The organism is Microbacterium sp. SL62 (assembly GCF_026672635.1).
Lineage (GTDB): Bacteria > Actinomycetota > Actinomycetes > Actinomycetales > Microbacteriaceae > Microbacterium > Microbacterium testaceum_A.
The window spans coordinates 68,533-93,727 of the sequence record NZ_JAPPRM010000001.1 but is presented as its reverse complement, the minus strand read 5'-3'; the positions used below and the strand labels follow the sequence as shown (position 1 = coordinate 93,727).

General features: G+C 70.0%; 21 protein-coding genes. 8 read left to right on the top strand and 13 right to left on the bottom strand.

What is annotated here, in order from left to right; genetic code table 11:
* The first annotated feature begins 52 nt into the window (after positions 1-52).
* Genes OVA26_RS00395 through OVA26_RS00385 form a run of 4 tightly spaced genes read left to right on the top strand, consistent with a single transcriptional unit; the run spans position 53 to position 1,716 of the window.
* Complete coding sequence (locus OVA26_RS00395; RefSeq protein ID WP_442786045.1) at positions 53-880, top strand: LacI family DNA-binding transcriptional regulator; 828 nt, start codon at positions 53-55, stop codon at positions 878-880.
* Complete coding sequence (locus tag OVA26_RS17390; protein ID WP_442786044.1) at positions 766-1,017, top strand: substrate-binding domain-containing protein; 252 nt, start codon at positions 766-768, stop codon at positions 1,015-1,017. Before OVA26_RS00395 ends, OVA26_RS17390 begins: the two co-directional genes overlap by 115 nt.
* Before the next feature lie 46 nt (positions 1,018-1,063).
* Entirely contained in the window at positions 1,064-1,327 is a 264-nt protein-coding gene (locus tag OVA26_RS00390; RefSeq protein ID WP_268102452.1) for a hypothetical protein, read from the top strand.
* The gene (locus tag OVA26_RS00385) at positions 1,324-1,716 is read left to right on the top strand and encodes a type II toxin-antitoxin system VapC family toxin (RefSeq protein ID WP_268102451.1); all 393 of its coding nucleotides are present in this window, start codon (positions 1,324-1,326) and stop codon (positions 1,714-1,716) included. The genes OVA26_RS00390 and OVA26_RS00385 overlap by 4 nt, the downstream gene beginning before the upstream one ends.
* 167 nt (positions 1,717-1,883) lie before the next feature.
* On the opposite strand, the gene OVA26_RS00380 is transcribed toward OVA26_RS00385, so the two are convergent.
* From OVA26_RS00380 to OVA26_RS00365, 4 genes are all read right to left on the bottom strand, one after another.
* Positions 1,884-3,224 (bottom strand): ABC transporter substrate-binding protein, encoded by a 1,341-nt coding sequence (locus tag OVA26_RS00380; protein ID WP_268102450.1) that lies wholly within the window; start codon positions 3,222-3,224, stop codon positions 1,884-1,886.
* A gap of 72 nt (positions 3,225-3,296) precedes the next feature.
* On the bottom strand, positions 3,297-4,205 hold the full coding sequence (locus tag OVA26_RS00375) for a carbohydrate ABC transporter permease (RefSeq protein WP_268102449.1): 909 nt from the start codon (positions 4,203-4,205) through the stop codon (positions 3,297-3,299).
* Entirely contained in the window at positions 4,202-5,143 is a 942-nt protein-coding gene (locus OVA26_RS00370) for a carbohydrate ABC transporter permease (RefSeq protein WP_442786043.1), read from the bottom strand. The genes OVA26_RS00375 and OVA26_RS00370 overlap by 4 nt, the downstream gene beginning before the upstream one ends.
* Positions 5,140-7,203: a beta-galactosidase gene (locus OVA26_RS00365; protein WP_268102448.1), complete on the bottom strand. Its 2,064-nt coding sequence runs from the start codon at positions 7,201-7,203 to the stop codon at positions 5,140-5,142. The genes OVA26_RS00370 and OVA26_RS00365 overlap by 4 nt, the downstream gene beginning before the upstream one ends.
* A gap of 140 nt (positions 7,204-7,343) precedes the next feature.
* Between OVA26_RS00365 and OVA26_RS00360 the strand changes: the two genes are divergently transcribed.
* Positions 7,344-8,360, top strand: a complete 1,017-nt coding sequence (locus OVA26_RS00360) for a LacI family DNA-binding transcriptional regulator (protein ID WP_056224366.1) — start codon at positions 7,344-7,346, stop codon at positions 8,358-8,360.
* A gap of 219 nt (positions 8,361-8,579) precedes the next feature.
* Here the strand turns inward: OVA26_RS00360 and OVA26_RS00355 are convergent, their stop codons facing one another.
* A complete protein-coding gene (locus OVA26_RS00355) occupies positions 8,580-9,164 on the bottom strand; it encodes a TetR/AcrR family transcriptional regulator (protein WP_268102447.1) in 585 nt (194 codons plus the stop codon).
* Positions 9,165-9,232: 68 nt separating this feature from the next.
* On the opposite strand from OVA26_RS00355, the gene OVA26_RS00350 reads away from it, so the two are divergent.
* Positions 9,233-10,504 carry an MFS transporter gene (locus OVA26_RS00350; RefSeq protein WP_268102446.1) on the top strand — a complete coding sequence of 424 codons (1,272 nt, stop codon included), beginning with the start codon at positions 9,233-9,235 and terminating at the stop codon, positions 10,502-10,504.
* Between the two features lie 60 nt (positions 10,505-10,564).
* Here the strand turns inward: OVA26_RS00350 and OVA26_RS00345 are convergent, their stop codons facing one another.
* From OVA26_RS00345 to OVA26_RS00310, 8 genes are all read right to left on the bottom strand, one after another.
* Entirely contained in the window at positions 10,565-11,773 is a 1,209-nt protein-coding gene (locus OVA26_RS00345; protein WP_268102445.1) for a Fic family protein, read from the bottom strand.
* A gap of 136 nt (positions 11,774-11,909) precedes the next feature.
* Positions 11,910-12,350, bottom strand: a complete 441-nt coding sequence (locus tag OVA26_RS00340) for a cupin domain-containing protein (RefSeq protein WP_268102444.1) — start codon at positions 12,348-12,350, stop codon at positions 11,910-11,912.
* Positions 12,347-12,910, bottom strand: a complete 564-nt coding sequence (locus tag OVA26_RS00335) for a pyridoxamine 5'-phosphate oxidase family protein (RefSeq protein ID WP_268102443.1) — start codon at positions 12,908-12,910, stop codon at positions 12,347-12,349. Before OVA26_RS00335 ends, OVA26_RS00340 begins: the two co-directional genes overlap by 4 nt.
* A 219-nt stretch (positions 12,911-13,129) precedes the next feature.
* Positions 13,130-14,851, bottom strand: a complete 1,722-nt coding sequence (locus OVA26_RS00330; protein ID WP_268102442.1) for a glycoside hydrolase family 35 protein — start codon at positions 14,849-14,851, stop codon at positions 13,130-13,132.
* Between the two features lie 14 nt (positions 14,852-14,865).
* Entirely contained in the window at positions 14,866-16,386 is a 1,521-nt protein-coding gene (locus tag OVA26_RS00325; protein WP_268102441.1) for an alpha-N-arabinofuranosidase, read from the bottom strand.
* A 71-nt stretch (positions 16,387-16,457) separates the two neighbouring features.
* A complete protein-coding gene (locus OVA26_RS00320) occupies positions 16,458-17,798 on the bottom strand; it encodes an ABC transporter substrate-binding protein (RefSeq protein WP_056228009.1) in 1,341 nt (446 codons plus the stop codon).
* A gap of 143 nt (positions 17,799-17,941) precedes the next feature.
* Entirely contained in the window at positions 17,942-18,877 is a 936-nt protein-coding gene (locus OVA26_RS00315; RefSeq protein ID WP_371129311.1) for a carbohydrate ABC transporter permease, read from the bottom strand.
* Positions 18,874-19,797 carry a carbohydrate ABC transporter permease gene (locus tag OVA26_RS00310; protein ID WP_056224355.1) on the bottom strand — a complete coding sequence of 308 codons (924 nt, stop codon included), beginning with the start codon at positions 19,795-19,797 and terminating at the stop codon, positions 18,874-18,876. The genes OVA26_RS00315 and OVA26_RS00310 overlap by 4 nt, the downstream gene beginning before the upstream one ends.
* Positions 19,798-19,908: 111 nt before the next feature.
* Here OVA26_RS00310 and OVA26_RS00305 point away from each other — a divergent pair, with 111 nt between their 5' ends.
* Both OVA26_RS00305 and OVA26_RS00300 read left to right on the top strand, forming a co-directional pair.
* Entirely contained in the window at positions 19,909-20,955 is a 1,047-nt protein-coding gene (locus OVA26_RS00305; RefSeq protein WP_268102440.1) for a LacI family DNA-binding transcriptional regulator, read from the top strand.
* A gap of 296 nt (positions 20,956-21,251) precedes the next feature.
* Complete coding sequence (locus tag OVA26_RS00300) at positions 21,252-25,106, top strand: RICIN domain-containing protein (RefSeq protein WP_268102439.1); 3,855 nt, start codon at positions 21,252-21,254, stop codon at positions 25,104-25,106.
* The last annotated feature ends 89 nt before the right edge of the window (positions 25,107-25,195 follow it).

Sequence of the window (25,195 nt, the reverse complement as noted above, 5' to 3'; positions counted from 1 at the left end):
ACGATAACACGCTACATCTGGGGCGTGATATCGTCAACACGGAGGGGGCGTGATGCGCGTATCCATGGCCGATGTGGCCGAGAAGGCCGGCGTTTCGGCGCAGACGGTGTCGCGCGTCGCGAACGGAAGCCCCCGCGTCGACCCCGCCACCCGGGCGCGCGTCGAGAAGGCCATGGCCGACCTCGGCTACCGCATGCACCGGGCCGCCCGGGCCCTGCGCACGGGGCAGACCTCCACGATCGGCCTGGTCGTGTCGACCCTCGCCTCGGTCGGCAATTCCCGCATGCTGCAGGCGATCTCCGAGGCCGCCGCCGCCCGCGACTACGCGCTCGCCGTGGTGACCGTCGGAGAACGCGGCATCCGCGACGCCTTCGCCCGGCTCCGCTCGCAGGGCGTCGACGGCGCCGTCGTGCTGAACGAGGCGACCGAGCTCGCGCGCGACGCGGCGCCTCCCGCCGATCTGCACCTGGTCGTCGTGGACTCTCCGCCCGACGAGCGCTTCTCGATCGTGCAGACCGACCACGCCGGGGGAGCGCGCGCCGCGACGGAGTATCTCCTCTCCCTCGGGCACTCGACGGTGCACCACATCGCCGGGCCCGCGCGCTCCTTCGCGGCGACCGAGCGCGAACGCGGCTGGCGCGAGGCCCTCGCCCGCGCCGGAGCCGTGGTGCCCGAGCCGGTCCGGGGGATTGGACCTCGGCATCCGGTCACTCGGCCGTCAGCGGTCTCGGCGGCGCCGGCGCGATCTTCGTGGCGAACGACCAGATGGCGCTCGGGGCCTTGCGGGCCCTCGCCGACGCGGGTCGGCGGGTGCCCGAAGACGTCGCCGTGGTGGGCTTCGACGACATCGTGGATGCCGCGGAGTTCCGCCCGCCGTTGACCACCGTGCGCCAGGACTTCGACGCGCTCGGTCGTCGCGCCGTGGCCGCCCTCGTCGCGGCGATCGAGGGCGGGGAGCCGATCGTCGAGTCGGTCCCCGCGGCGCTGGTGGTGCGCGCGAGCAGCGCCGCGCCCTGACCGGGATGCGGTGGTGCACCAAATCCCTCGGTGGTACACTCGGTGTATGCCGACGGTCCGACCGCGCACGCAGGTGACGCACACACCCGACGTCGAGGACGCCCTCGAGATCGCGCGCTCGCGCTGGCCAGACGAGTCGCCGAGCGCTCTCCTCATGCACCTCGTCGTGAGGGGTGGCCAGGCGATTCGAGACGAGCAGGCGCGGCACGTACGCGCCCGTCGGGGCACCGTGGATGCGATGGTCGAGAGATTCGCGGGGATCTACCCCGAGGGGTATCTCCGCGAGCTTCGCGAAGACTGGCCCGAGTGATCGTCCTCGACGCCGGTGTCGTCATCGCCCTGTTCAGCCCCGACGACGCGCACCACGGTCGGGCGAAAGCGCTGCTCGCGGAACACCCCGGGCCCTTTCTCATGCACTCGCTGACGGTGGCGGAGACACTGGTCGCGGCCGCGCGCGTCGGGCGCGACGCAGAACTCTGGGGTGCCCTCCGCGACCTCGGGGTGGAGGTCGCACCGATGCCCTCCGACGAGCCCTTCCTGCTCGCGCGTCTGCGAGCGACGCACGCGCTGAAAATGCCCGACACGTGCGTCCTCGCGGCGGCGGTCCACGTGCACGCTCCCGTCGCGACCTTCGATGCGCGTCTCGGCACCGTGGCCGAGGCGATGTCGCTTCGGTTTGCCGTGCCCGACGTCGACTGACGGCCCCGCAGGCCTCTTCCGTCCCGCTCGTCATGCCCGGGGCAGGCTCCTGCCCACCGCACCGCGGCCCCGCCCTCGCCCGCTGCCCCGAACCGATCGGCATCCGGAAACGAAGAACGCCCGCGGATGCCGGAGCATCCGCGGGCGCCTCTCGTGGGGAGAGTCTGTTACTTCTTCACGGGGATCGACTGCGACTCGAGCGCGCCGATCGTGGCGTCCTGACCCTTCTGAAGGGCGTCGGCGAGGGTGCCGCTCCCGCTGACGGCGGCCTTGAAGCCGTCCGAGACATCGGCGTAGGTCTTGGTCATGGTCGGACCCCAGGTGAAGTCAGGGGTGACCTCGGTGGCCGCCTTCGCGAAGACGTCGTAGATCTTCTGGCCACCGTAGAAGTCGACGCCCTTCGCGAGCGAGGGGAGCTTGAGACCCTCGGTCGTGGCCGGGTAGATGTTGGCCTCTTCGTTCAGGGCGGTGAGTGCCTCCTGCGACGTGTTCAGCCACAGCGCGAACTTCGTGGCCTCGTAGGCGTGCTTGCTGCCCTTGAGGACGGCGATCGACGAGCCGCCCCAGTTGCCCGAGACCGCGTCCCCGGCCTTCCACTGCGGGAGGTCGGCGACGGCCCAGCCGCCGGCGGTGTCGGGAGCGCCGCTCGAGATCGAGTTGGCACCCCAGACGGCGGAGTTCCACGTCCACACCTTGCTGGAGTTGTAGGCGTTGTTCCACTCGTCGGTCCACGCCGGGTACGTCGAGACGAGGTCCTGGTCGATGAGCGACTGCCAGTAGTCGGCGACCTTCTTCGAAGCGGGGTCGGTCAGCGAGACCGTCCAGCCGTCGGAGTCGTTGCCGAACCACTGTCCACCGGCCTGCCAGACGAAGCCGGCGAACTGGTTGATGTCGGACTGCGAGAAGTTCGTGATGTACCCGCCGAGTGCGCGGACCTTCTTGGCCGCCTCGGTGTACTCGTCCCACGTGGTGGGGATCGCGATCCCGTTCTTCTCGAACAGGTCCTTGCGGTAGAACAGCGCCATCGGGCCGATGTCCTGCGGGATGCCGTAGACGGCGTTGTCCTGGCCGAGAGTGGCCTGATTCCACGCCCACCCGACGAACTGGTCCTTCGCGGCCATCACGTCGGCGCAGCCCGCGATGTTCTCGACGCCGTCCTGCACGAGGAAGTTGGGGAGGGCGTCGTACTCGATCTGGCCGAGGTCGGGCGCGTTGCCGGCCGCGATCTGGTTGAAGAAGTTCTGGTAGGTGCCGTTGTTGCCGTTGGGGCCGGTCTGCACCTTCACCTGGATGTCGGGGTTCGCCGAGTTCCACATGTCGACGACCTTCTCGATGCCCGGGATCCACGAGGTGAACTCGAGCGTGACGGGTCCGTCCGAGGGGGCGCAGTCGGCCGCGGCCGCGGCGCCCGCGCCGGCGCTGTCGCCGCTTCCGCCGCCGGCGCAACCGGCCAGCAGGAGAGCCGACAGGGCGACGCCCGCGGTCGCCGTGAGGATTCTGTTCTTCATGGAATGCCTTTCTCTGGGTGCCCGGGCGGGCCATTCCGCCCGGGGTGAGGGGCGGCCGGAGCCGCCGAGGGTTTACTTCAGGGCGCCGGTGCCGAGACCGTTGCGCCAGAAGCGCTGGAGGAGCAGGAAGATGACGATGAGGGGGATGACCGACAGCAGGGCGCCGATCAGCACGAGACCGCGGAGCTCCGGGATCTGGTTCAGCTGGTTGTTCCAGCCGTAGAGACCGAACACCACCGGGAAGAGCTCTTCGCTGCGCAGCATGATCAGCGGCAGGAAGAAGTTGTTCCAGATCGCGACGAACTGGAAGAGGAACATCGTCACCAGGGCGGGGCTCATGAGGCGCAGGCTCACGGTGAAGAAGGTGCGGATCTCGCCCGCGCCATCGAGGCGGCTGGCCTCGAGCAACTCGTCGGGCACCGACGAGGCGGCGAAGATGCGCGCCAGGTACACCCCGAACGGGCTGACCAACGAGGGCAGGAACACGGCCCAGAAGGTGTTGGTGAGCTGCACCTGGCTGAAGATGAGGAACAGCGGCAGGGCCAGGGCGGTCGCGGGGACGAGGACGCCGCCGAGCACGACGTCGAAGATGATCTCGCGGCCCGGGAAGCGGTACTTCGCCAGCGCGTATCCGGCCATGGCGGCCAGCAGCGTCGCGACCGCGCCGCCGAGACCGGCGTAGAGCAGCGAGTTGCCCAGCCAGCGCAGGAAGATCCCGTCACGGTAGGCGAACAGGTCGCCGATGTTCGAGAACAGTCGCATGTCGGCGAACCACAGCGGGTTCGTCGTGAGGATGTCGCCGGTGCTCTTGCTCGAAGCGACCAGCAGCCACCACAGCGGCAGCAGGAAGTAGACCGTGAACACGGCCATGATGAGCATCGCCGAGGTGCGCGAGACCAGGGGCTCGCGGATGGCGCGCGAGCGCGGCGAGTCCGAGCGGGGGGCGCCGGAGCGTCGGCGGGAGGTGGTGACGGCGCTCATGCGTTGCCCTTCTTCTGCATCCACTTCATGAACCCGAACGACAGCACGAAGGTGGTGACGGCGAGCACCACGGAGAAGGCCGCGGCGAGGTTGGAGTTGGGGATGGATGCCGTGGCGTAGACGGTCATGTTCGGTGTGAAGGTGCTGGTGACGGCCGAGCTGAACGAGCGGAACACCTGGGGTTCGGCGAGCAGCTGCAGGGTGCCGATGATCGAGAAGATCGCGGTCATGACGATCGCGGGCCGCACGAGGGGGATCTTGATGGACCACGCGATGCGGAACTGCCCCGCGCCGTCGAGGCGGGCCGCCTCGTAGATCTCACTGGGGATCGACAGCAGCGACGAGTAGATGATCAGCATGTTGTAGCCGACGTAGACCCACGTCACCACGTTCGCGATCGACCACAGCACGAGGTCGGCGCCGAGGAAGTCGACCTTCTCGGTGAGGGCGGTGAAGGGCGAGAGGTTGGGCGAGAACAGCGAGCCCCACATGATCGCGGCGATGACGCCCGGAACGGCGTACGGGACGAAGAAGGCGAGCCGGAAGAAGCGCTTGCCCTTCAGCAGCGGCGAATCCAGCAGCAGGGCGAACAGCAGAGCGAGTCCGAGCATGATCGGCACCTGCACGACGCCGAAGGCGAGCATGCGCAGCATCGAGGCCCAGAACGCCTCGTTCTGGAACACGAGCGCGTACTGCGAGAGCCCGCCGAAGACGAGCTCGGCTTTGCCGAACGTTCCTTCGCGGCGCACCACGAGCAGCGACTGACCGATGGCGAAGATGATCGGCAGCACGTAGAAGAGGGCGAACAGGATGCCGAAAGGGGCGAGCAGGATCGCGATGGAGCCCTTGTGCAGGACGCGCGGGCGGCGGCGGGGGCGCGCGGCCCCGGTCGCGCTGGCGCGCGTCGTGCCCGTCGGGGCGGGGGCGGTGGTGGTCACGAGGCCTCCTCGATGATGCGGACGGCACCGCCGGCGACGGCGACCGAGCCGTCGATGGCTTCGCCGCTGATCGCGTCGCGGCCGTGCGCTGCGATCTCGACGGTGTCGGTGGTGTGGTTGATGACGAACAGGAACGCGCGCTCGGCGTCGGCGCGGCGGACCACCTCGACCCCGGGGCGGGTGTCGACGGTGCGGATGCCGGCGGCCTCGGCCGCACGGGCGAGCAGTGCGCGGTAGGCCGACGGTTCCGGGAGGGTCGCGAGGTACCAGGCCTGGCCGTCGCCCACCGTGCGGCGGGTGCGGGCGGGGAGTCCCGCGGCCGGGCCGTCGCTGAAGCGGGCGTCGACCTCGGCGTCGACGGCGCGCAGGCGCTCCGACCACACGGTGCCGGTCGAGCCGTCGTCGAGGGTGACCGACTGCGCCGGGCCGAGGGGCGAGAACTCCTCCGACACGATGCCGAGCAGGTCGCGGAACGCGCCGGGGTACCCGCCGAGACGGACGCGGTCGTCCTGGTCGACGATGCCGCTGGCGAAGGTGATCACGGCGGTGCCGCCGTCCTCGACGAAGCGCGCGATCGCGGCGGCGTCGGCGTCGCGCACGAGGTGCAGCGCGGGCACGATGACGAGGCGGTAGTCCGAGAGGTCGGCGGAGGCCGAGACGACGTCGGTCGAGATGCCGGCCGCGACCAGGGCGGCGTGAGCGGCGTGCACCTGGTCGAGGTAGCGCAGGTCTTCGCTGGGGCGCCCCTCGTTCTCGAGCGACCACCAGCTCTCCCAGTCGAACAGGACGGCGGCGTCCGACGCCACGCGCGTTCCGGCGATCGGCTGCAAGGAACGCAGCGTCCGGCCGACCTCGAGCACGCTCCGCCACTGGGCGGTGTCGGTGCCCGCGTGGGGGAGCAGGGCCGAGTGGAACTTCTCGGCGCCCTGTGCCGACGCGCGCCACTGGAAGAAGCAGATCCCGTCGGCTCCGCGCGCGACGTGCGAGACGACGTTGCGCAGCAGCTCGCCCTCGCCCTTGGCGAGGTTGTGCGGCTGCCAGTTGACCGCGCCGGTCGAGGTCTCCATGAGCAGCCAGGGTGTGCCGCTCGCCAGGCCGCGGGTGAGGTCGGCCGCGAACGACAGCTCGGCGATCGGGTCGGCCAGGCGCCGGTCGAGGTAGTGGTCGTTGGCGATGACGTCCATCTCGCCGGCCCACGAGAAGTAGTCGAGAGCGCGGATGTGCGCCGTCACCATGAAGTTGGTGGTGACGGGGGCGGTGCTGCGCTCGCGGATCACGCGCGCCTCGGCGCGGTACAGCTCGAGCTGCTGGTCGGACGAGAAGCGCTGGAAGTCGAGCAGCTGTGCGGGGTTGCGCAGCGACAGCGCGGCCATCGGCGGGAGGATCTGGTCCCACGCGCTGTAGCGCTGGCTCCAGAACGAGGTGCCCCAGGCCGTGTTGAGGGCGGCCACCGTGCCGTAGCGGGCCTCGAGCCACTCGCGGAACGCGACGGCGCTGGCGTCGCAGTAGCAGAGGGCGTTGTGGCATCCGAGTTCGTTCGAGACGTGCCACATGGCCAGGGCGGGGTGATCGGCGTAGCGCTCGACGACGCGGCGGCTGAGCTCCGCGGCGTACCCGCGAAAGACGGGGGAGCTGGGGCAGTACGCTTGTCGACCGCCCGGGAAGCGGCGTGTGCCGTCCTCGGCCACGGGGAGGATCTCGGGATGCCGCGTGGTCACCCAGGGCGCGGGGGAGGCGGTCGCGGTTCCCAGGTTGACCCGGATGCCGTGCGCGTGGGCGAGGTCCATGACCTCGTCGAGCTCGTCGAAGGTCCAGACGCCGGGGGCGGGGTTGATCCACGACCACCCGAAGATGTTGACGGCGACGAGTCCGACGCCCGCGTCGACCATGAGCCGCATGTCGTCGTCCCACACGGCGCGGTCCCACTGCTCGGGGTTGTAGTCGCAGCCGAAGACGAGACCTTCGCGGGTCAGGGCCGACAGAGCGTCGCCCGTGCGGGTCAGATCGGCCGGACGATCGCTTTCGCGATCGAGCGGGGCCAGATGGTCGACGGCAAGCATCCGGGAGGCGCTCCTTTGCGGGTTTCTGTGAACGTGCACACATTTGCCCGCCGGTTCTTCCCGACAGAATGTGTGAACGTGCACATACTGACACGGCGTCGCGCGATCGTCAACTTCCGCGGCCCGATAGGGTGAGGAGCATGACGCCTCCTCCGCCCGGGCGCCGGCGCAGCACCGTGCACGACGTCGCCAAGGTCGCGGGGGTCTCGCGGGGCACCGTGAGCCGCGTCCTCAACGGCGGCTACGTCTCGGACCACGCCCGCGAGGCCATCCAGGCGGCCATTCGCGAGGTGGGCTACGTGCCCAACAACGCCGCCCGGAATCTCGTGCGCCAGCGCACGCAGGCGGTCGGATTCATCGTGCACGAGCCGCACTCGCTGTTCCTCGAAGACCCCAACATCGGCGGAATCATGCTCGGGGCCAACACCGCCCTGTCGAACGCCGACTACCAGATGGTGTGCGTCGTGGTCGATACGGACCGCGACACCGAAAGGGTCGCGCGCTACCTCAGCGGTGGCTTCGTCGACGGGGCGGTCATCGTCTCGGCGAGACACCACGACCCGATCACCGACGTCGTCGAACGACTCGGGCTCCCCGTCGCCTACGTGGGCCACCCTCCCGGCATCCGTCGCCCCTGGGTCGGCATCGACAACCTCGGCGCCGCTCGGGCCATCACCGAACGCGTGCGCGCATCGGGACGCCGTCGCATCGGCATGATCGCCGCGGCCCTCGACCGCGACTCCGGCAGCGACCGGCTCGCGGGCTTCCGTGAGGCGCTCGGCGAGGACTTCGACGAGTCGCTGGTCGAGCCCGTGCCACTCTACGCCTTCGCCGACGGCGAGGCGGGGATGCGACGCCTGCTCGAGCGCGCTCCCGACATCGACGCGGTGTTCGGAGCGTCGGATGCCGTGGCCGCCGGCGCCGTGCAGGCCCTTCGCGCGGCCGGTCGCCGCGTGCCCGACGACGTCGGCGTGGTCGGCTTCGACGACAGCGCGTGGGCGGTGCGCACCGACCCGCCGCTCACTACGATCGACCAGCCCGCCGAGGGACTGGGTGCCGCGGCCGCCGAGGCCGTGCTGCTGCAGCTCTCGGGCGGGGTGGCCGATGCCGGCGGCATCCTGCTCGACGCCCCGATCGTCTGGCGCGCCTCGGTCTAGCCGCGCCGGCTCGCCCCGCCGTCCCCGGCCCCGATTATCGGGTTTGGGGCGAGATTCTGCGCTCGGGGCGTGAATTTCCCGCCCCGAGCGACGGAATCCGCCCCAAACGCCGCGGTGTCACGCGTCGGTCGACGTCTGAGATGTGGGGCGACATCTGCAGGTCGGGGCGTGAATGTCCCGCCCCGAGCGACGGAATGCGCCCCAAACCGCCCTCCGGCGTCAGCGCGGCTCGCGCCACCCTCGCTCGAGGATGCGGAAGCCCGCTTCGATCGTCTCCGCGGCGTCGTCGTGCTCGAATGCCAGGATCTGCAGCTGCAGCACCATGCGGGCGTAGACGCGGGTCTCGGCATCCGGCGCGCTCTGCCCGGTCGTCTCGGCGATCGCCTGGGCGAGCGCGTCTTCGTGGCGGAGCCACATGCGCGAGGCGTAATCGTGCAGGGCGGGCGTCTCGGTGATGAGCTTCATGAACTGCCGGCGATGCTCGCCCGTGGGGTCGAAGGCCAAGCCGATGAGCTCGCGCCGGTAGAGCTCGCGCAGGGCGTCCGACACCGTGGTTCCCGGGGTGCGGTCGCGCACCGCGCCGACGAGCAGGTCGCGCTGGGCGTCGTCCTCGTCGAAGACGAGAGCCTCCTTCTGCGGGAAGTGCGTGAACACCGTCGTCGGTGACACGTCGGCGGCCTCGGCGACCTCGCGGATGCTGACCTCGTCGAAGCCGCGCTCCACGAACAGGATCGTCGCCGCGTCCGAGATGGCCTTGCGGGTTGCCGCTTTCTTGCGCTCGCGGCGGCCGATCGTCTCGCTCATAGCCCCACAATACCGGGACGACTCCGAAATCGTGTTGACAACAAAACTGGTACGAGTACAGTTACGGCGTGACTTCACCTTCGCTCTCTCCTCAGTCGGGCCGCCGCGCCTGGGTCATGCTCGTCGTCATCACGACGCTGACCACCGCCGGCATGACCGTCGTGCTCCCCGTCCTGCCCTTCGTCGTGCTCCGCTACGTGTCGAACCCGGCCGATCTGGCCGTCTGGGTCGGCATCCTCGAGACGGTCAATGCGCTCTGCGCGTTCCTCGTCGCCCCCTTCCTCGGCCGCATCTCCGACCGCTTCGGTCGCCGACCGGTGATCATCGTCGCCGGGTTCGGCGCCGCCCTCGGGTTCCTGCTCTTCGGCGTCGGCGGGGCGATCTGGGTGCTGCTGCTCGGCCGCATCGTCCAGGGCGTCACCGCCGGCGACCTCCCCGCCCTCTTCGCCTACCTCGCCGACATCACCCCGCCCGACAAGCGCGCGCGTCGCTTCGGCGTGCTCGGCGCGACCGCGGGTATCGGCACGATGGTCGGCCCCGCCCTCGGCGGCACCCTCGCCGCGATCGACGTCGATCTGCCCGTCTTCGTCACCGCGGGCCTCGCGCTGACGGTCGCGATCCTCAGCATCTTCCTGCTGCCCGAGAGCCTCGCGCCCAGCAAGCGCATCACCTCGCTCGACCTGCGGGCGGTGCACCCGTTCGCGGTGTTCCGCGGGGTGTTCCGCCGGCCCGAGCTGCGCGGGCTCATGATCGGCCTGATCCTCGTGGGGCTGCCGTTCGGCTTCTTCGTCAACAACTTCAGCGTGCTCGCGCTCGACGCGATCTCGTGGACCCCCACCGCGATCGGCCTGCTCACCGCGTGCGTCGGCATCATCGACATCGCGATCCAGGGCGTGCTGCTCGGCTTCCTGCTGCCGCGCATCGGCGAGCGGGGCGTCGTGGTCAGCGGCATCGTCACCCAGGCGGTCGGGCTGGTCGCCCTCGCCGGGGTGGCGTCGCTGCTCGCCCAGCCGTGGCTGTTCATCGTCGGCGCCCTGACGCTCGCGGCGGGCCAGGGTGCGGCTCAGGCGACCATGGACGGTCTGCTCTCCAATGCCGTCGGAGACGACGAGCAGGGCTGGATCGCCGGGGCCGCGCAATCCCTCAACGCCGCGGTCGGAACGGTCGCCCCGCTGGTGGCGGGCCTGCTCTACGCCCACGTGGCCCACGCCGCGCCGTACGTGCTGGGAGCCGTGCTCATGGTCGCCGCTGCCGTCGTCATCGGCCGGGCGCGCTTCACCAGTCCCTCGCTGCGGACGAAGACTCCGGATGCCGCGGAGCCCGTGCTCGCGTCGGAGTGACGCTCCCGAGCGGGGGTGATTCCGGATGCCGTGCGCTGAGGCCGCGGCATCCGGTCGATCTCACGTCGCTCTCTGCCGCAGTCCGGCCCGGTCGGCGAACCGGTCGATGGCATCGAGGATCTCGTCGTTGCGCCAGAACGGACCGAGGCCGTGTTCGGCCTTGGATTTCAGGATTCCACTGTCTACGAGCGCCTGCAGCGGGGGATAGACGTTCGGCTGCAGCGAACCGAGTTCGCGCGCAGCCGTCGCCGCGTCGATGACGGGGCGGGTCGCGATCACATCGAGCAGTCGCCACGCGTTGCTCGATCGGCGAACCGTCAACCGATCGTTCCAGGCCGTTCTGATCGCGTCGATGTCGGCGACGAGTCGGCGGGCGTTCTCGACCGCGCGCAGCGATGCCATGGCGAAGGCGTGGACGATGGGCGAGACCTCGCCCGCTCGATAGGCCATCAACGCTCGGTGGTATCCGTCGACATCTGCGAGCAGGCCCGCCGAGACGGGGATCGCGACATTGCGGGTCGTCCCCCGGAACCGGAGCAGAGCCTGCGCCAGGGCGCGCCCCATGCGGCCGTTGCCGTCCGTGAAGGGGTGGATCGTCTCGAACTGCGCATGCGCGACGGCCACCGCCGTGAGTGCGGCGATGTCCGTCCGGCGCGCGAAGCGCACGACGTCATCGACGAGGTCGGGGACGCGGGCGAAGGCGGGAGCGACGAACTCTGCGCCGACGGGCGAGTCGGACCGGGTTCCGATCCAGACGGCCTCGGTGCGGAACCGGCCGGGCGTGTGCCGCGGCTGGTCGTGCAGAAGGGCCGCGTGCATGGCGAGGATCGATTCAGCGGAGAGGTCGTCGGCCACCTCGAGAGCGGTGGCCATCGCGCGGGTGTTCGCGGCGATCTCGAGCGCGTTCCGGCTCCCGCGCGCGCCGAGTTCCGCGCTGAAGATCGCGCGCGCGCTCGCGGTCAGGTTCTCGATCTGCGACGACGAGACCGACTCCGAGCGCAGAAGAACGGGGGCGAACGCCGAGACGCGGTGCCCCAGTTCGCCATCGAATCGTGCGAGTTCTCCCGCCGCCTCGTCGGCCAGGGCCGTCGTGTCGCGGTCGCATCGCGGATCGAGCGAAGCGATGAAGGGCGGCACTGCAGCGGTGTAGAGCCTCGGCCCGAGCGACGTGAGCGGCGAGACGGAGGGCGTCCACGACAGCTCCTCGCTGCCGATCGCAGGCCACGGGCCGTCCTGCGGCGGTGCCGTGGCGGCGTCCTCGTTACTCATAATCGCTCGAGCCTTCGTTCTGAGTAAACAACGTACTCATAATGCGAGGGTGGCGGCATTCTGGGTGACCGGCCCCGTCAGCCGGGCAGATCGTTCGTGCCCCGCGGATGCCGTGCGCCGCGGCATCCGGAATCTTCTACGCCGAGGGACCCCAGGGCATCGGACGCTCGGGGTCGCGCGAGCTGTCGTCGGGGATGTGGGGGAGGGCCTCGCCGCCCGCGCGGATGCAGAGCCAGCGCAGTTCGCGGTCGCTGTCCGGGACCGCGCGCCACGTGCGCCACACGTTCTGCCCGACCCGCACGACGCTGCCGGGGCCGACGTCGACCACGTCATCGTCGAGGCCCATCTGACCGCGCCCCTCGAGGAACACGTACAGCTCCTCGACGCGGGTGTGCGTGTGCCAGTATCCGGCCTCCTCGCCGGGGGCGAGGGCGTTCGCGGTCATGCCGATGAACTGCATCGTCAGCTCGTGGTCGACCACGCGGCGTCCGTCGCGTGAGCGGGCGGGGGCGAAGCCGCCGAAGTGGTCGCGCCAGGCGTCGAGCCCGCCGATCTCGGTGATCTCGTAGTCGCTCATCGGGTCTCGCTCTCGGGGTCGGTCAGCTTCCAGCCGTCGTCGGTGCGGCGGTAGATCGTGCGCAGGTGCTTACGGTCGGGGGAGCCCTGCCAGAACTCCACGCGGTCGGCGACCAGGCGCCACAGCACCCACTCGCCCGGGCCGATGCCGTCGCGAGCGGCGGCCGAGCGCGCGGCGAGATCCGCCACCGACTCCTCGGCCGAGGCCTCCACCACGCGCCCGCGCACGCGAACGCTGCGCAGCACCGCCGGCCACCAGAAGGTCAGCGCCGCGGCGGGATGTGCGGCCAGCTGCGCCGCTTTCGCGGAGGCCCGTGGCCCGGCGAAAGCCCACCCGTCGGGCCCGAGGTCTTTGAGGATCAGCGTGCGGGCGTCCGGGGCGCCGTGGGCGTCGACCGTCGAGAGCGTGGCACCGTGCGCCTCGGCCACGCCGGCGTCGACGGCCTGCCGGATCCACCGCTCGAAGAGCTCCTCCGGCTGGTCGGGAAGGGGCTCGGCATCCGGGGTCGGTGGGGCGCCGGTGAGGGAGGGGAGCGAGCGGAGCCACGTGGCCATCGTCATGCCCCCATCCTGCTCCCTCTTCTTTCGCGTGAGGCGCCAAGAAGTGTCGCCCACGGGTGCCGCCGAGCGACACATCTCGGCGCCTCACGCGCGGGGAGAGCGGGGTGCGGCGCGGGCGGGCGGGCGCGCGGCGTCACCAGAACAGGGGATGCAACGAGAACAGGCCGATCCGCGCGGGACCGGCCTGTTCTCGGCGCACGCGCCTGTTCTCGTGACGCGTTACTCCTCGAGCTGACCGAGCGACGGCTCCGCGACGAAGCGCGCGACCGGATCGACGGCGTGCTCCAGCTCGAGGACGACGATCTCGTTCGCCCCGGCGTGCGTCGCGGGACCCGGCACGTACAGCGTGTTCTGAGGGACGTTGTTCCAGTAGCGGCCGAGGAAGAAGCCGTTGACGAAGGCGTATCCCTTGCCCCACGAGGTGGTGTCGAGGAACAGGTCGACGGGGGCGTCGAGCTCGAACGACCCGCGCAGCAGAGCGCGTCCAACAGTGCCCGTGCCGCTTCCCGCGGCGGCCTCGAGGGCGACCGGGGTCGCGGTCCACCCGGTGAGCGCCTCGCCGTTCAGCGTCACGGAGCCGACGAGCCCCTTCGCCTCGCCGAGGCGGTCGGCGTAGTTCACCCGACCCTGGTCCTCGACGAGGACGGTGAGCCGTGCGCCCGCGGGGATCGTGAGTGCGCGCTCGTGCAGAGCCCGCGACAGTCGACCCACCGGCGTCCCGTCCACGTGCACCCACGCGAGGTCGCGGATCTCGTCGAAGACGAGGGCCGCGGGCCCGGCGAACGCGGGGAGGTCGACGTCGTAGCGGACGAGGGGACCGAGGTGGGCGATCTGCTCGAAGCTCGGCGGGTCGTCGGCGATGGCGGCCGCGTTGAGGGGCGGCATCCAATCGCCCTCGCCCGAGAGGGCGACCTCAAGGGCGGGGGCGTCCGGCCGGGGGCCGGGGACCTGCTCGGGGACGGGCGCGTACTTGGCGATGACCTCGCGGAACGCGTGGAACTTCGCCGTGGGGTGTCCCGACTCGTCGATCGGGGCGTCGTAGTCGTACGAGGTGACGATGGGGTCGTAGCGGCCCTTGTCGTTCGCCCCGTTCGTCGTGCCGAAGTTCGTGCCGCCGTGCACCATGTAGATGTTCACCGAGGCCCCGGCGGCCAGCAGCACGTCGAGGTCGTGGGCGGATGCCGCGGGGTCGGTCGTGTGGTGGATGCTGCCCCACCAGTCGAACCAGCCGTCCCAGAACTCGCTGCACATCAGCGGTCCGGTGGGCTGGTGCTCGCGGAGGGTGGCGAGCCGTTCCTCGGAGCGCGAACCGAACGAGCCGGTGAGGTGCAGCCCGGGAAGGCTGCCGGCCTCGAGCATCCACGGCATCGGCTGGTCGACGGTGGTCAGCGGCACCGTGATGCCGGCCTCCTCGGTCACGCGGACGAGCTCGCGCAGGTAGGTCTTGTCGGAGCCGTACGCGCCGTACTCGTTCTCGATCTGCACGAGCACGACGTTGCCGCCGCGATCGATCTGGCGCGGGGCCACGATCTCGTACACGCGGCGGAGGTACTCCGACACCGCCTCGACGAACTGGGGCTCTGAGCGACGGATGCCGATGCCCGGCGTCGAGGTCAGCCACACCGGCAGTCCGCCGTTGTGCCACTCCGCGCAGATGTAGGGGCCGGGTCGCACGATCGCGTGCAGGCCCTCGGCGGCGATGAGGTCGAGGAAGCGGCCCAGGTCGTTCCAGCCCGTGGCATCCCACTCACCGTGCACCGGCTCGTGCGCGTTCCACGCGACGTAGGTCTCGATGGTGTTGAGGCCCATCGCCTTCGCCGTGCGGATGCGGTCGGCCCAGTGCTCGGGGTGGATGCGGAAGTAGTGCAGGGTGCCGGAGATGACCTGGTGGGGCTTCCCGTCGAGCAGGAAGTCGGTCTCGCCGATGGAGAAAGTCGTCACGATGTCTTTCGGTATCAGTCGTTGAGGTGCGCGGTCAGGCGCACCCAGGCGAGGGCGGGGAGGGTGAAGCGCAGGATGCCGTCGGAGCCGGCCTCGACCGCGAGGGGAGCCGGTGCGACGGGCTCGCCGTCGGCGGAGTTGGTGGTGTGTCGATCTCCGCCCTCGGGGACGGTGACGATCACGGCCTCGACGTCGGAGACGCGGCCGAGGTCCAGCTCGACCGGGGTCGCCGACTCGAGGTCGCGGTGGGCGAGGAACACCGAGACGATGTCGCCGTCCACGGTCGCGACCGTGTCGACGGCGTCGACGCGGCCGTGGCGAGCGGTGTCGATCGTGGCACCCTCGACGCGGGGGACGACGACGCGACCGGATGCCGCCTTCGCGGTGAGGGCGAAGGGATGGAAGGTGGTCTGGCGCCAGGCGACCCCGCCACCGGGCTCGGTGCGGATCGGGGCGATGACGTTCACCAGCTGAGCGAGGTTGGCCATCGACACGCGGTCGGAGCGGCGGATGAGCGTGATGAGGAGGGATCCGACGACGACCGCGTCGGTGACGGTGTAGTCGTCCTCGATCAGGCGCGGCGCGATGGGCCAGTCGCCCGTGAAGACGCGCGGCTTGTCGACCTCGTTCCACCGCGTCTGGTTCCAGACGTTCCACTCGTCGACGCTGATGCCGATCGGACGCCCGTCCGGGGTTGTCGCCCCGACCTCGTCGATGATGTCGGCGACCTCGCCGATGTAGCGATCGAGGGCCGCGCCGCTGGCGAGGAAGCTCGCGGGGTCGGCAGGGTCTTCCTCGTAGTACGCGTGCACGGAGATGTGGTCGATGAGACCGGCGGTGTGACGGAGCACCGTGCGCTCCCACGCGCCGAAGGTCGGCATCTCGTGGTTCGAGCTGCCCGCGGCCACGAGCTCGACCGTCGGGTCGATGAAGCGCATCATGCGCGCCGTCTCGGCCGAGAGGCGACCGTACTCGTCGGCGGTCTTGTGGCCGATCTGCCAGGGACCGTCCATCTCGTTGCCCAGGCACCACAGGCGGATGCCGAAGGGGTCTTCCCGGCCGTTCTCGCGCCGGCGATCGCTCAGGGCGGTGCCCGAGGGGTGGTTCGCGTACTCGAGCAGGTCGGCCGCCTCGGCGACGCCGCGCGTGCCGAGGTTCACGGCCTCCATGACCTCGAGGCCCGCGGCATCCGCCCATTCGGCGAACTCGTGCAGACCCACCTGGTTGGTCTCGGTGCTGTGCCAGGCGGCATCCAACCGGACCGGACGCTGTGAGCGAGCGCCCACGCCGTCCTCCCAGCGGTAGCCCGACACGAAGTTGCCGCCGGGATAGCGCACGACGGTGGCGCCCAGCTCGCGTACGAGCTCGAGCACGTCGGCGCGGAAACCCTCGGTGTCCGCGGTGTCGTGGCCGGGGGAGTGGATGCCGTCGTACACGCAACGGCCCATGTGCTCGACGAACGAGCCGAACAGGCGGCGGGGGACGGCGGCTCCGACCGTGGTGCGGTCGACGACGATGCGGGTGGGGGAGGTCATTCGGGTCTCTCCTGGCGAGGGAATGGAAGGGGCGGGCCGCATGCGTGCACGCGACCCGCCCCGGGAACTGCTTACTTGTTGACCGAGAAGCCCTGGTCGTTGCCGTACTGGACGAGCTGGTCCTGCCACGCGGTCAGGCCCGCGTTGAGGTCGCTCTTCTTCGAATAGGCCTGGCCCACGGTGTCGCCGTAGATGCTGTTGGCGTACACCTGGAACGGCAGGTAGCTCCAGCCCTCGCGGACCTCGCTCGAGGCCTGCGTGAGGACCTGGTTGATCTGCTGGCCGCCGAAGTAGTCCGACTTCTTGTCGACGAAGGCGGGGTCGCTCAGCTGAGCGGTGGTGGAGGGGAATCCACCCGACTCGGCGAAGATCTTCAGGCTCTCATCGTCGTTGTTGAGCCACTTGAGGAAGCCGGCCGCGAGGGCGGGGTTCTTGCTCTGCTTGGTCACGGCCTGGCCACCGCCGCCGTTCTCGGCCGTCACGGCCTTGCCGTCGTAGGTGGGGATGGGGGCCACGGCCCACTTGCCCGAGCCGTCCTTCACCGAGGACTCCAGCACGCCGGGCATCCAGGCGCCGATGACGAGCGAGGCGATCGAGCCGTCACCGAGGCCCTTGAACCACTCGTCGCTCCAGCTGGGGGTGTCCGAGAGCAGGCCGCCCTCGATGAGACGGTTCCAGTTGTCGGCGAACTTCTTCGACCCGCTGTCCTGCAGGTCGATGGTGACGTCGGTGCCCGAGGTCTTGAACGGGGTGCCGCCGGCCTGCCAGATCATGCTGGTGGTGAAGCCGGAGTCGCCGGTGTCGGCGGTGATGTACTTGGTCGGGTCGGCGGCGTGCAGCTTCTCGGCCGCGGCGACGTACTCGTCCCACGTGGTCGGGACGGCGATGCCGAACTGGTCGAAGACCGACTTGTTGTAGAACAGGGCCATGGGGCCCGAGTCCTGCGGCAGGCCGTACAGCTTGCCGTCGAAGTTGACCGAGCCCCAGGGGCCGGTCGCGTAGTCGCCCTTGAGATCGGCGAAGCCGTACGACGACAGGTCGAGCAGCGAGTCCGAGAGGGCGAACTGCGGGAAGGCGTAGTACTCGATCTGGACGACGTCGGGGGCACCCGAGCCCGCCTTGATGGCGTTCTGGAGCTTGGTGTACTCCTCGGTGTTGGTGCCGGCGTTGACGTAGTTGACCTTGACCTTGGGGTACTTCGCCTCGAAGGCCTTGACCTGGGCCTCGGCCGAGGGGGTCCAGGACCAGTAGGTGATCTCGCCGCCGGCCTCGAGGGCCTTCTCGATGTCGTCGGCCGATCCGCCGGCGGCGCCGCCGGCGTTACCTCCGGAGCACGCGGTCAGGGCGCCCACCGTCAGGGCGGTGGCGGCGACGGCGAAGACGGCCCGCCGAGCGGCGGTGCTCTTGCGCATGAATGTCATCGGTTCCTTCACTTCGTTGTTGTGGAGTCGGGGCGGGAGCCCCGGGGTGTTGTGGTTTCCGGGGCAGGACGCTCCGGTTGTGCGGTGTTGCGGGTTTCCGGGGCGATGCCCCGGTCAGGGGGAGCTCGGGTGGATCACTCCTTGACGCTGCCGGCGGTCAGACCCGACTGCCAGAAGCGCTGGAGCAGCAGGAACGCGGCGACGATCGGGATGATCGAGAGCAGCGATCCGGTGATCACGAGGTTGTAGATGGGCTGCGCGGCGACACCGGTCGCCTGCGCGTTCCACTGGTTGAGGCCGACGGTGAGCGGGTACCACGCGGGGTCGCTCAGCATGATCAGCGGGAGGAAGTAGTTGTTCCAGGTCGCCACCACCGCGAACAGCAGCACCGTGACGATGCCGGGCGTGAGCAGGCGGATCGAGATGGTGAAGAAGGTGCGGAATTCTCCGGCCCCGTCCATGCGGGCGGCCTCGAGCAGCTCGGTGGGGATGGCGTCGGTCGCGTAGACCCAGATCAGGTAGAGGCCGAACGGGCTGATGAGCGACGGGATGATGATCGCCCAGGGGGTGTTGGTGATCCCGAGCTGGCTGAACAGCAGGAAGGTCGGCACGGCGAGGGCGGTACCGGGGACGGCGATCGCACCGAGCACGACGGCGAACACCGCCTTACGGCCGCGGAAGTTGTACTTCGCCAGGCCGTAGCCCGCGAGCGTGGCGAGGAGCGTCGCTCCGCCGGCGCCGACGACGACGTAGAGCAGCGTGTTGCCGAGCCAGCGCAGGAAGATCCCGTCGCGGTAGGTCAGGGTCTGCGCGATGTTGTCGAACAGCGCGAAGCTGTTGCCCGGCCCGAGGCCGAAGGTGCTGAACAGGTCGGGCTGGGTCTTGGTGGCGTTGATGACCAGCCACGCGAGGGGCACGAGCGTGTACAGCAGGTACAGCGCCATCACGATGGTGAGGACGACCGATTTCTTGCTGTGCGTGGGCGAGGTGCGCGCGAAGCGGCGGCGGGCGCCCTGTCGTTCGGTGGTCACGGCGACGGTGTCGGTACGGGGTGCGGTCGCGGTGGTCATCGCGCCTCCTGACGGGAGCCGCGCAGCTGCACGACGTAAGCGATGACGGCGGTGATGACGCCCATGATGATGGCGATCGTGGCCGCGTAGTTGTACTGCTGGCCGGCGAACGAGAGGTTGTACGCGTACATGTTCGGCGTGAAGAACGTCGAGATCACGTTGGGCGCGAGCGGCTTGAGGATGTTCGGCTCGTTGAAGAGCTGGAAGCTGCCGATGATCGAGAAGATGGTCGCGATGACGACCGCGCCGCGCACGGCGGGGATCTTGATCGAGAAGATCGTGCGCCAGGCGCCCGCTCCGTCGATGGATGCCGCTTCGTACAGCTCGTTGGGGATGGTCTTCAACGAGGAGTAGAAGATCAGCATGTTGTAGCCCACGAACTGCCACGTGACGATGTTGCCGATCGACAGCAGCATCCATTCGGGCAGGAAGGGCTGCACGAACTGTCCGCCCAACAAGTCGTTCAGGTTGCGCGTCAGGCCGAACTGGTCGCCGTAGATGTAGCCCCACATCAGCACGGCCACGACGGCGGGCACCGCGTAGGGGAGGAAGATCACCATGCGGTAGAAACCGGCCGCGTGAAGCCGTGCGCTGTCGATCGCGAGGGCGGCGCCGAGGGCCAGCAGCAGCATGATCGGCACCTGCACGACGAGGAAGATCAGGACGCGCCCGAAGCCGTCCCAGAACTTCGCGTCGCCGAAGGCCGCGATGTAGTTGTCGAGACCGACGAAGGCGTTGCCGCCGATGAGCTGGTCGCGGAACAGGCTCAGGTAGACCGAGTACGCCAGCGGCGCCAGGAACACGAGGGCGAAGACGAGGGCGAACGGGGCGACGAACAGCCAGCCGCGGTCTTCGATTCGGGAGCGCCGCTTGCGCTGGGGGGTGCGCAGGGCGGGCGGGGGTGCCGCAGTGGTCGTCATCGTCCGGTGCCTCTTCGTTGGTGCGCATTTCGGTCGGGTTGGCCGAGATGTTGACGTAAACATAACTCGACCCCGCTAGTGTGTCAACGTCAACATCCCAAGGGGGCATGCATGAGCGAGACGACGACGACGTCGACCGCGATTCCGACGCGCGAGCGTCGACGCGAGGTGTCGATGGCCGACGTGGCCGCGGCCGCGGGGGTGTCGGGACAGACCGTCTCGCGCGTCGCCAATGGTCGCACGAACGTCGACCCCGACACTCGCCAGCGGGTGCTCGACGCGATGTCCACGCTGGGGTACCGCCCGAACAGTGCCGCTCGGGCGCTGCGGTCGGGGCGCTTCCGCAGCATCGGCGTCATCATGTTCTCGCTGAGCTCGTACGGCAACACGCGCACCCTCGACGCGCTCGCGTCGGTGGCCGCGGCATCCGGATACTCCATCACCCTCATCACCGTGCAGTCGGCCTCTCAATCCGACGTGTCGGGCGCATTCCTGCGCCTTCACGAGCACGCGGTCGACGGGATCGTCATCCTCATCGAGACGCATCGACTCGGCGAGAACGAACTCTCTCTGCCGACGGGGCTGCCGGTCGTCGTCGTGGACTCGAGTGCCGACTACCCCTACGCCGTCGTCGACAACGACCAGGCCCAGGGGGCGCGTCTGGTCACGGAGCACCTCCTCGACCTCGGCCACGAGACCGTGTGGCACCTGTCGGGTCCGCCCGAGTCGTTCGCCGCGGAGCGGCGGCGCGACGCGTGGCGCTCGGCGCTCGAGGACCGCGGATGCCGTGTGCCCGAGGTGCAGATCGGCGACTGGACCGCCGACTCCGGGCACCGGATCGGTCAGGCGCTCGCCCAGGATCCGGCCGTGACCGCGGTCTTCGCCGCGAACGACCAGATGGCCCTCGGGGTGATCCGGGCGCTGCACGAGGCGGGTCGCGTCGTGCCCCGCGACGTCAGCGTCGTGGGCTTCGACGACATGCCCGAGGCGGCGAACTTCTGGCCGCCGCTCACCACCGTGCGCCAGCGCTTCGAGCGCGTCGGCGAAGAGGCGATGAGCGCCCTGATCGCCGACATCGAGGGCGAGGGCGGCGAGCACGCCCGTACCCTCGTTCCGACCTCCCTGGTGGTTCGCGCCAGCTCCGCGTCGCGCCTCTGAGTCGCGCACCTGAGCCGTGCTTCTGAGCCGCGCGCGGGTCGCGTGCCGCGCGGGCGAGCCCGCACCGTGGTGCCGCGCTCACCGATCGTCGGCGCCGGCTCTGCGCCGTGCCTCAGAGGAGGCGCTCCGCTCGTGAGACGCGCGAAGGCGACACATTCTGGGGAAACGTTGCGGCAATCCATAGTGCTCCCTTAGGCTCGATGTTGACGTCAACATGTTGACGTCAACATCCCCACCTGAGGTCGCACCGCTGCGGCCGGATCGGAATGACGATGAAGTCAGCTCGACTGTTGTCGATGACCTGCGCCGTGGCCCTCGCCGCCGGCGCGATCACCGCCACGGCCGCCGTGGCCCCCGCGCCCGCCGAGGCGGCGACCGCCGCTCCCGTGCGCATCACTCCCAACCCCGCCACCGCCTCCGAGAAGCCGTTCGAGGGGTGGGGGACGAGCCTCGTCTGGTTCGCCAACGCGACGGGCAATTACCCCGCCGACGTCCGACAGAAGCTCTTCGACGCCGTGTTCGGCGAAGACGGGCTCAACCTCAACATCGCGCGGTACAACATCGGCGGCGGCAACGCCTCCGACGTGCCGTCGTACCTGCGCCCCGGCGGAGCGGTCCCCGGCTTCTGGAACCCCGACCTGCAGGCGACCGACGCCAACGGCGCGATCACCTCGAACTACGCCGACCGCGCACGCTACAAGGCGGCCTGGAACCCCGACGACCCGAACGCGTACGACTTCTCGAAAGACTCCGCCCAGCGCTGGTGGCTCGACGCCCTCAAGGGCAAGGTCACCCACTGGGAGGCCTTCAGCAACTCCCCGCCGTACTTCCTCACCCAGAGCGGGTACGCCTCCGGAGGCATCAACAACGCCACGAGCGAGCAGCTCGCGCCCACCGACATGGACAAGTTCGCCGGGTACCTCGTGAACGTCGTCGACGAGCTCGAGAAGAAGCACGGCATCACCTTCGACACGATCGACCCGTTCAACGAGCCGAACACGAACTACTGGCAGACCCAGATCCCCAACGGCGCGACCTGGCCGACGGGCGGTCGCCAGGAGGGCGCGCACATCGGGCCCCAGGCGCAGGACGCCATGGTCAAGGCGCTCGCGGCCCGCCTCGCGCAGCCGAGCACCACCACCGACGCCGTCATCTCGGCGATGGACGAGACCAACCCCGGCATCTTCGCCACCAACTGGAACGCGTGGTCGGCTCAGTCCAAGAGCTCGGTCGACCAGCTGAACGTCCACACCTACGGCACCGACGGCCGGCAGGTCGTGCGCGACATCTCCAAGGCCGCGGACAAGCCGCTGTGGATGAGCGAGGTCGAGGGCAACTGGACCGCCCAGAACAAGGGCTTCGTCACCGACGACATCGAGAATGGCCTCGGCATGGCCCAGCACATCGTGGGCGACCTGCGCGAGCTCGAGCCCGACGCGTGGGTGTTCTGGCAGCCGGTCGAAGACCTCTACAACATGGAGAAGGTCGAGAAGCTCAACTGGGGGAGCGTCTTCATCGACTTCGACTGCAACGCCCAGGGGATGTCCGAGCGACGCCTGAAGGACGGTGACGCCGACCCCTCGTGCCAGGTGCTGACGAACGAGAAGTTCAACACGGTGCGCAACTTCACCCACTACATCGCGCCCGGCGACCACCTCATGGCGACCGACAACGCCCAATCGACCGCGGCGATCGACGCCGACGGTCAGGGCGCCACGATCGTGCACGTCAACTCCGAGGCCTCGGCCCGCACCGTGCAGATCGACCTGCGCGACTTCGGCACCGTGGCACCGGGGGCGACCGTGACCCCGATCGTCACGACCCAGTCGACGGCCGATGCGCCGACGCTCAACGCGCTCGCGAAGGGACAGCCGGTCGCGGTGGACGCGGCATCCCGAACCGCGACGCTCACCATCCCGGCCAAATCCGTCGTGACCTTCGAGATCGACGGCGTATCGGGAGTCTCCCCCGACGCAGCGGCCTTCCGCGACGGCCAGACGGTGCAGCTCTCGGGCCTGCAGAGCGGACTCGCGCTCGACGGCGCCTCGACGCTCGCCGTGCGCACCGCCGCGACGACCACCGACGCGGCCCGCGCCCAGTCGTGGACCGTGCGCACGATCGACGGCGCAGGCACGAACCGCCACCGCTTCACCCTTCAGAACGGGTCGGGGAAGTTCCTCGCCTCGAACGGCACCAACACCGCTCTGGTGGATGCCGACCCGGCCGCGGCCGCGACGAATCCGGCGCTGCAATGGATGGCGTCGACGACCGACGGCACTTACTACTCCCTGTTGAACGTCGCGAGCGAACGCGTGCTCGACGTCAACGGGGGGAGCACCACCCCCGGCGCGTCCGTGGGCCTGTGGACCTCCAACGGCGGCGGGAACCAGCAGTGGCGCATCGTCGGCACCGCGGTCCTCGGTGCCGAGCCGGTCTCGGCGGCGACGGCCGTGGGCGTGAGCCCCACCCTGCCCGGTACCGTCACCCTGCGTTACGCCGGGCGGACCCTCCGCAGCGCCGCAGTGACCTGGCAGACCGACGGCGTGGACTTCTCGCGCCTGGGCACCGTCCAGGTGCGCGGTACGGGTACCGACCTGTTCGGGGCGCCTTTCGAGGCGACCGCGACGGTCGAGGTGGGGCCGTACACGGCCACGCGCCCGGCATCCGTCACCGTTCCCGCCGGCAGCGCACTCGACGTGGTGAAGAGCCAAGCCGACGGCAGCGTCCAGGCAGAGCTCAGCCCCTCGGGCTCCGGATTCTGGGTGCCCGTGCAGTGGGCCTGGGACGGGCTGACCGATGCGTCGTTCGCCGCGACCGGAACCGTCGCCGTCACGGGCGTCGCGACGGGACCGAGCGGAGAGAAGCTCGACGCGCGCCTGACGGTCATCGTCACCGCGGCGTCGGAGCGCAACGTCGCCCCGCAGAGTCAGCCGTCGGCGACCTTCACCGAGAGTTCGCAGTACGGCGTCGCCAACACGATCAACGGCAGCTCCACCGACAAGGGCTGGTCGAACTGGCGCTCGGGGACGAAGAACGGCCAGGACACCCTCAGCTACGTGCTGAAGCAACGCGAGACGCTGACGCACGTCGCGGTGCAGTTCTACCGTGACGGCAACACGCTGAGCTGGCCCACGACGATGCGCGTGGACCGTCGGGTCAGCGGCGGCGCGTGGATCGAGGGCGACCTGGTTCCGGTCCCCACGCCCTCGAGCGGAGCGCCCCGGGTCGATGTTCCGGTCGTCGGTGCCGCCGACGAGGTCCGCGTGGTCATGAACGCTCGATCGCAGACCCACATGATCGTGTCCGAGGTCGAGATCTTCGCCGCGGCCCCGGCTCCAGCCGGCATCGCCGACCTCGCCCGCTTGACGGTGGGCGATGAGCCGGTCTCAGGGTTCGCCGCGGACACGCTCGACTACACCGTCAGCTCGACCGGCGCGGCGTGGCCGACGCTGCACGCTCTGGCGGTCGACGAGGACGCGAGCGTCGTCGTGACCCAGCCCGGCGCCTCCGCGGGCGCCGCCACCGCCCGTGCGGCAGCCGTCGCCGCGGCGGACAACGTCGGGACCGTGCAGGTCACGGCCCCCGACGGCACCTCGCGCACCTACTCGGTGACCGTGGATCGCGTCGTCGGCGTGACCTCTGTCGCTCTGACGGGTGAGGCCCGCGTGGGCTCCACCCTGCGGGCGGCCGCCGTGACCGACCCGGCCGATGCCGGAACAACGTTCGTGTGGATGCGCGACGGGGTCGCCATCGACGGCGCCACCGCCGACGGGTACGCGCTGACCGCAACCGACGAGGGGCGACAGATCACCGTCCAGGTGACGGCGACGGCGGCCGGCTTCACCGAGGGCCGTGCCGTGTCCACGGCGGTCGTTCCCGCTGCGGCCGTCACGGACCCCGGCACCGACGGCGGGTCGGGCACTCCGGGCGCGGGAGCGGGCTCCGGATCGGGAGGATCGGGTGCCGGTGCCGGTGCCGGGTCGCCGGCGGGCTCCGCGAACAACGCCGCAGGGTCCTCGACGGCGAACGGTCGCGACCTGGCGACCACCGGTCAGAACACCGAGGGGGTGGCCGGGTTGACCGTCGGTGCCCTCCTGCTGCTCCTGCTGGGAGCCGCTGCGGTGGTGCTGCGGCGCCGCTCTCGCGCGTGACCCTCTGAACCCGAAGGCCGTGACGGCCGCCTCCCCGCGACCGTCACGGCCTTCGGCGTTCCCGGGTGGCGGGGGTGGCGGCATCCCAC

Excerpts from the sequence above, each read along its gene's own strand:
- OVA26_RS00325 (WP_268102441.1), bottom strand. The coding sequence starts at position 16,386 with ATGACCTCCCCCACCCGCATCGTCGTCGACCGCACCACGGTCGGAGCC.
- OVA26_RS00310 (WP_056224355.1), bottom strand. The coding sequence starts at position 19,797 with ATGACGACCACTGCGGCACCCCCGCCCGCCCTGCGCACCCCCCAGCGC.
- OVA26_RS17390 (WP_442786044.1), top strand. The coding sequence starts at position 766 with ATGGCGCTCGGGGCCTTGCGGGCCCTCGCCGACGCGGGTCGGCGGGTG.
- OVA26_RS00360 (WP_056224366.1), top strand. The coding sequence starts at position 7,344 with ATGACGCCTCCTCCGCCCGGGCGCCGGCGCAGCACCGTGCACGACGTC.
- OVA26_RS00375 (WP_268102449.1), bottom strand. The coding sequence starts at position 4,205 with ATGAGCGCCGTCACCACCTCCCGCCGACGCTCCGGCGCCCCCCGCTCG.
- OVA26_RS00340 (WP_268102444.1), bottom strand. The coding sequence starts at position 12,350 with ATGAGCGACTACGAGATCACCGAGATCGGCGGGCTCGACGCCTGGCGC.
- OVA26_RS00345 (WP_268102445.1), bottom strand. The coding sequence starts at position 11,773 with ATGAGTAACGAGGACGCCGCCACGGCACCGCCGCAGGACGGCCCGTGG.
- OVA26_RS00355 (WP_268102447.1), bottom strand. The coding sequence starts at position 9,164 with ATGAGCGAGACGATCGGCCGCCGCGAGCGCAAGAAAGCGGCAACCCGC.
- OVA26_RS00395 (WP_442786045.1), top strand. The coding sequence starts at position 53 with ATGCGCGTATCCATGGCCGATGTGGCCGAGAAGGCCGGCGTTTCGGCG.
- OVA26_RS00390 (WP_268102452.1), top strand. The coding sequence starts at position 1,064 with ATGCCGACGGTCCGACCGCGCACGCAGGTGACGCACACACCCGACGTC.
- OVA26_RS00365 (WP_268102448.1), bottom strand. The coding sequence starts at position 7,203 with ATGCTTGCCGTCGACCATCTGGCCCCGCTCGATCGCGAAAGCGATCGT.
- OVA26_RS00320 (WP_056228009.1), bottom strand. The coding sequence starts at position 17,798 with ATGCGCAAGAGCACCGCCGCTCGGCGGGCCGTCTTCGCCGTCGCCGCC.
- OVA26_RS00305 (WP_268102440.1), top strand. The coding sequence starts at position 19,909 with ATGAGCGAGACGACGACGACGTCGACCGCGATTCCGACGCGCGAGCGT.
- OVA26_RS00380 (WP_268102450.1), bottom strand. The coding sequence starts at position 3,224 with ATGAAGAACAGAATCCTCACGGCGACCGCGGGCGTCGCCCTGTCGGCT.
- OVA26_RS00335 (WP_268102443.1), bottom strand. The coding sequence starts at position 12,910 with ATGACGATGGCCACGTGGCTCCGCTCGCTCCCCTCCCTCACCGGCGCC.
- OVA26_RS00315 (WP_371129311.1), bottom strand. The coding sequence starts at position 18,877 with ATGACCACCGCGACCGCACCCCGTACCGACACCGTCGCCGTGACCACC.
- OVA26_RS00300 (WP_268102439.1), top strand. The coding sequence starts at position 21,252 with ATGACCTGCGCCGTGGCCCTCGCCGCCGGCGCGATCACCGCCACGGCC.